Origin of the sequence: Desulfobacterium sp. N47, assembly GCF_051233685.1 — a bacterium.
Taxonomy (GTDB): domain Bacteria; phylum Desulfobacterota; class Desulfobacteria; order Desulfobacterales; family RPRI01; genus RPRI01.
The window spans coordinates 1-1635 of sequence record NZ_JBAMMY010000056.1 but is presented as its reverse complement, the minus strand read 5'-3'; the positions used below and the strand labels follow the sequence as shown (position 1 = coordinate 1635).

The window sequence follows — 1635 nt, the reverse complement described above, 5'->3', positions numbered from 1 at the left end:
AGGCAAATGTAGCTAAGAACCACCAACCATATGGATTCCAGCCTTTAGTACTGTCTAAAATATAAAAACAGCAAGGAGCATCCCAAGAAGTATAAATATTATAGGACTGTTGTGCATCTTATTTTGCTGCATATCTCTCATTTTTCAATTTAATGCTCAAGATAACAACTGGCTCATCTGCCGGAATGAAGCGAAGCGGAATTCCGGTCAGGTGCAGCCTCTTGTTCGGCAATTTGTCGGCCCTGTCGGCGCACAAGCCTTTTTTTTACTTTGCTTTGACGCTTCCGAATATCTTCGAATATGACTCCTAAATCAAAATTATGTTTCTCCGCTAACTTTTCTCGTATCTTTCTTACTTCATCAACTATTGGATCATCGTACATGGCATTATACCCCCATTAATTCTTCCGGAGTGCAAATCACCGGCATATTGAATCCTTTTGCATTGCAAATGACTGATACTCTTCGAATGAGTTGTGCGTTTGCCAAATGTCTGCAATTCCATGTCAAAAGGTAATCGACATTGTTCACTGCAGCAATGGCTATATGAACAGCGTCGTTAACAGCCTTTTTAGGAATAGCTTCTGCTTCAATCATTGCTTCTGCCAAATGCTCCGCTTCAACTGATGCTTCTAAAACTGGAAACCGGGAAATTTCTTTCATCCTTCTCATGGAAGCCTCGTTATCACCAGCCTGAATCTCATCAATTACTACCTGTGAAATAAAACATTCGAATTCCCGCCGACGAGTGGTCCACCATTCGTTTGTCGTCTGTTGATGGGCAGCAACCAAAATGTCTCTGCTATGTCGAGAAATCAAGTAACTGATAACAGTTGTCTCAATATAAACTGACTCCATAAGATTTGTTCCTTATAATGTATTTTCAAAGTCCTGAACAATAAAGTTAATTCAAATCCAGCTTATGTATGCCCATCCTATCTACAAAATAAACATTTAATTTTTCAATATGACTGAAATTCTTTTCATTCCTAAATAAGTACTTAACAGAATTTTTATCAAACGCGTTACCATTAAATGATAAATTTCCTCTGTAATAGTATAGGGCAAAGGCTCTTTGCAAATAATCGCAATGCTGGGAAAGCCGTCTAACGTCTTTTATAAAATCTTGTAACTGATGCCCTTTCCCGTATGTTGGTTCATCATCAATTTTATATTCTACGGCGTAACATGGTTGATTATTTGAGAAGCATTCTTTTGTATGAGTATACCTTTTTGCCCATTTTTTTACAACTACAAGATCAAAACGGCTTCTTACCTATCTTTAACTCTCCACTGAGTAGAAACGATAAAATCATTATAAGTCTCAATTTCCTTGTCAATCAATGAATAGTGTTTTGCCAATACGTCAGATTCGCTTATAAGAAACGGCGACTTCATACAAGCATCCAATAATATCTTTTCTTTTGATATCAAAAATGATTCCAATTTTTCATTCATACTATTCATATCTAAGTCCTGTTTCCTGGCGAACGACGGAAATAACCCACGCCGCCGCCGTTAATGGATTTAAAAAGGTACTTACTCGGCGTTGGGTTCATTGATTTGTTATAAAAGGATTGTAATATGCAAAACATAAACGCCAAAAATAAGAACGCAATAACGTCTTTTACCTTC

At 37.2% G+C, this 1635-nt stretch carries 3 protein-coding genes; all 3 read right to left on the bottom strand.

Features of this window, described 5'->3' with window-relative positions:
- Positions 1-173: 173 nt before the first annotated feature.
- The gene (locus VXK47_RS03500) at positions 174-383 is read right to left on the bottom strand and encodes a hypothetical protein (protein WP_435547384.1); all 210 of its coding nucleotides are present in this window, start codon (positions 381-383) and stop codon (positions 174-176) included.
- 4 nt (positions 384-387) lie between these two features.
- Positions 388-858: a type II toxin-antitoxin system VapC family toxin gene (locus VXK47_RS03495; protein ID WP_435547383.1), complete on the bottom strand. Its 471-nt coding sequence runs from the start codon at positions 856-858 to the stop codon at positions 388-390.
- 414 nt (positions 859-1272) lie between these two features.
- On the bottom strand, positions 1273-1398 hold the full coding sequence (locus VXK47_RS03490) for a hypothetical protein (protein WP_435547382.1): 126 nt from the start codon (positions 1396-1398) through the stop codon (positions 1273-1275).
- Positions 1399-1635: the final 237 nt, after the last annotated feature.

Excerpts from the sequence above, each read along its gene's own strand:
- VXK47_RS03495 (WP_435547383.1), bottom strand. The coding sequence starts at position 858 with ATGGAGTCAGTTTATATTGAGACAACTGTTATCAGTTACTTGATTTCT.
- VXK47_RS03490 (WP_435547382.1), bottom strand. The coding sequence starts at position 1,398 with ATGAAGTCGCCGTTTCTTATAAGCGAATCTGACGTATTGGCAAAACAC.
- VXK47_RS03500 (WP_435547384.1), bottom strand. The coding sequence starts at position 383 with ATGTACGATGATCCAATAGTTGATGAAGTAAGAAAGATACGAGAAAAG.